This window comes from Lactobacillus sp. (assembly GCF_051873315.1).
In the GTDB taxonomy this organism is placed as follows: domain Bacteria; phylum Bacillota; class Bacilli; order Lactobacillales; family Lactobacillaceae; genus Lactobacillus.
The window spans coordinates 1-3,483 of record NZ_JBJEES010000028.1; the positions used below are offsets into that span (position 1 = coordinate 1).

The window sequence follows — 3,483 nt, forward strand, 5'->3', positions numbered from 1 at the left end:
ATAGCCAGGCCCAAGTCGACATAGTCGCCGTAGTCAAAGTCAGCCTTTTCCGCTTGGACCTCGCGCAAATCGCTCAAGGCCCGCTCTAAAGCTTCCTTTGACGCGTGCTCTACCCCCAGACTGCCCTGTTTCTTAGGCTCGCCTTCCTTGCGGGTAATAAAGGCCTGCTTGGCCGTTGGCACGGCTTCGGTCACTATCCGGCGGATCCGCTCGCCGTTGACGTCAGGATCGGTAAAAACGATAATCTCGCGGCTTTGGGCCAGCTTCTTCAGCTTGGCCAGGACCGCATCAGAAACGGCCGAGCCATTCGTCTCGACCGTCTCAATTCCTGGAAAAAACTGCTTTAAGCGAATCGTATCGTCCTTGCCTTCCACGACAACGACGGCGTTAAAATTCTTCTGCATTTAATCCGTAAATCCTCATTGTATTAGCATAAGTTGCCTCAGCTACTTCGGCCAGGTCCAGCCCCTTCAAGTCCGCGACCGCCTGGGCGACGTAGCGGACATAGCCAGGCTCGTTTTGCCGGCCCCGGTAAGGCACCGGGGTCAAAAATGGCGCGTCAGTTTCAACCAAAAGTCGGTCCAGGGGAACCATCTTGGCTGACTCATGCACTTCAGTAGCCTTCTTGAAGGAAACGACCCCGGAGAAAGAAAAGTTCACGTTCAAGTCCAGGAACTTTTCCGTCCATTCCGGGCCTCCGTTGTAGCTGTGCAAAACCGCCCCGTATTCCAAATTGGCTTCTCGCAAGATCTTCCAGCAGTCTTCAAAGGCATCCCTGGTGTGGATGTTTACCGGCAATTTCAAAGCGTGGGCAACTTCAATCTGCCGGGCAAAAACTTCCCTTTGCACATCCCGGGGCGACTCGTCCCAGTAGTAGTCCAGGCCGATTTCCCCAATGGCAACTACCTGGCCGCTTTTAGCCTGCTCAACCAGCAAGTCTTCGGCTGCCTGGTCATAGTCCTTAGCCACGTCCGGGCAGTAGCCGATGATAGCCCTGACATTGGCAAAGCGCTTGGCTAATTCCAGGGCGCCCAGGTTCATTTCTGGGTCCTGGCCCACGCAGTTCATCCCAACCACGTCCAAATCCTTTGCCTTTTGAATGTACTCGGCTTCTTTTCCGGCAAAAGGTTTGTCGTTTAAGTGGGTATGGTTGTCGTAGATCTTCATTAGCCCAGTTCAGCCCCCACCGGGTGTTCATCGCCGACCAGGGCCAGCTTGACATCACCGTCAGCTTCACTGGACAAGAGCATGCCCTGGCTTTCATGGCCCAGCATCTTGCGCGGCTTCAGGTTGGTTACGGCCAGAACCTTCTTGCCCAAAAGGATGCTTTCATCCGGGTAGAACTTGCGGATCCCGCTCAAGATCTGCCGCTCGCCGGTCTTGCCGAAGTCCAGCTTGAACAGCAAGAGCTTGCTTGACCCTTGAACTGGTTCAACGGACAGGATCTTGCCGACCTGGATCTTGACCTTGTCAAAATCATCGATCGTGATCTGCTTTTCTTCCTGCTTTTGTTCTCTTCTTGACTGCTTCTTTGGCTTGGCCTTCTTCATTTCTTCCTTGATGTAGGCCACTTCTTCATCATTCTTCAAGCGTGGGAAGATTGGGGTTGGCTTGGCAACGACGTTCACATCCCAGGCAAAGCCGCCGAACTTCAAGTCCTTTTGGCTTTCGTCTTCCCAGTCCAGGCCCAGCTGGCTGAACATCTTGGCTGGAGTTTCAGTCATGACTGGAGCGATCATGATGGCGACCAGACGGAGGCTTTCAGCCAGGTTGCTCATGACTCTGGAAAGTTCTTCAGTCTTGCCTTCCTTGTTCAAAACCCATGGGGTAGTTTCATCGATGTACTTGTTGGCCCGGGAAATCAGCTGCCAGACGTTTTCCAAAGCGTTGGAGAAGTGCATCTTGTCCATGTTGTCGTAGTAGTCGCTGATCGCCTTGGCGGCAACGGCAGCCAGGTCTTTGCCGTACTTGTCCTGTTCCTGGTCAACTGGGGCAACCAGGCCCTTTTGGTACTGGTTGATCATGGAAACAGTCCGGTTCAAAAGGTTGCCCAGGTCGTTGGCCAGGTCAAAGTTGGTCCGTTCAACGAAGTCTTCTGGAGTAAAGGAACCGTCAGCCCCAAACGGGATAGCCCGCATCAAGTAGTAGCGGACCGGGTCCAGGCCGTAGCGAGAAATCAAGGATTCCGGATAAACGGCATTACCCTTGGACTTGGACATCTTGTCCTTGTAGATCAAGACCCAGCCGTGGCCGAAGACCTGCTTAGGCAGTGGCAAGTCCAGGGCCATCAGCATGATTGGCCAGTAAATAGTGTGGAAACGGACGATTTCCTTGCCAACCAGGTGGACGTCAGCTGGCCAGTACTTCTTGAAGAGGGAGTCGTCTTCTGACCCGTAGCCCAAGGCAGTGATATAGTTGGCCAAGGCGTCGATCCAAACGTAAACAACGTGCTTCGGGTCGCTTGGCACCGGGATCCCCCAGTCAACCGTGGTCCGGGTAACTGACAAGTCTTCCAGACCAGGCTTGATGAAGTTGTTCACCATTTCCTTTTCCCGGGAGTTTGGCTGGATGAATTCCGGGTGGTCCTTGTAGTACTGGAGAAGCCGGTCAGCGTACTTGCTCATCTTGAAGAAGTAGGATGGTTCCTTAACCAATTGAACTTCGTGGCCAGATGGGGCGATCCCGCCGACAACGTTGCCTTTGTCGTCTCTGAAGACTTCCTTAAGCTGGGATTCAGTGAAGTATTCTTCATCTTCAACTGAGTACCAGCCGGTGTATTCACCCAGGTAGATGTCGCCTGAGGCCTTCAGCTTTTCAAAAATCTTCTGGACAGCCTTGACGTGTTCTTCATCAGTGGTCCGGATGAACTTGTCGTAGTTGATGTCCAGCTTCTTCCACAGTTCCTTGATGTCCTTGACCATGCCGTCCAGGTAGGCCTTAGGCTTCATGCCCAGCTTTTCAGCCTTTTGTTCGATCTTCAGGCCGTGTTCGTCAGTCCCGGTCAAGAAGAAGGTGTCATAGCCGCGGGACTTCTTGTAGCGGGCCATGGTGTCCGCTGCTACCGTCGTGTAGGCGTTGCCGATGGTCAAACGGCCAGACGGATAGTAGATTGGCGTGGTAATGTAAAAAGTTTTCTTGTTATCTGCCATAGTGCTTGATCTCCTCAAAAATTCTATACTCTCTATCATACAACAAAAAGCCTTACCTTATAAAGCGGATCGGCGATTTAACGGGCTTTGGGGCAAAAAAGAACGGCCTTTTTACTAAAGAGCTACTAATTAGTAACAAGTAATATAGAACTATATCGAAAAATATAGCTTAATGTGCTTGCGAAAGAAAATCAATTCTATCTTAATAGAAGTTAAGTGTGTTGCGCCTATGATTTTAATCAAAAGATGCAACACATATTTTCGACTCTTTTTCAAACATATGTTTGGAAAAGAGCTGGGATACGTGCTAAAATATGCTTGTCGAAAAGAGGTG

At 51.4% G+C, this 3,483-nt stretch carries 3 protein-coding genes; all 3 read right to left on the reverse strand.

Going from position 1 to position 3,483, the window contains the following annotated elements; genetic code table 11:
* A partial coding sequence (locus tag ACI32D_RS01275) for a toprim domain-containing protein (protein ID WP_439774854.1) occupies window positions 1–404 on the reverse strand: 404 nt, incomplete at its 3' end.
* Entirely contained in the window at window positions 388–1,167 is a 780-nt protein-coding gene (locus ACI32D_RS01280; protein ID WP_439774855.1) for a TatD family hydrolase, read from the reverse strand. The genes ACI32D_RS01275 and ACI32D_RS01280, both read right to left, overlap by 17 nt.
* Window positions 1,167–3,149: a methionine--tRNA ligase gene (gene metG, locus ACI32D_RS01285; RefSeq protein ID WP_439774856.1), complete on the reverse strand. Its 1,983-nt coding sequence runs from the start codon at window positions 3,147–3,149 to the stop codon at window positions 1,167–1,169. The genes ACI32D_RS01280 and metG overlap by 1 nt, the downstream gene beginning before the upstream one ends.
* Between the last annotated feature and the right edge of the window lie 334 nt (window positions 3,150–3,483).

What these genes read in the sequence shown, in the direction of transcription:
- metG (WP_439774856.1), bottom strand. Translation starts at nt 3,149, where the DNA reads ATGGCAGATAACAAGAAAACTTTTTACATTACCACGCCAATCTACTAT.
- ACI32D_RS01280 (WP_439774855.1), bottom strand. Translation starts at nt 1,167, where the DNA reads ATGAAGATCTACGACAACCATACCCACTTAAACGACAAACCTTTTGCC.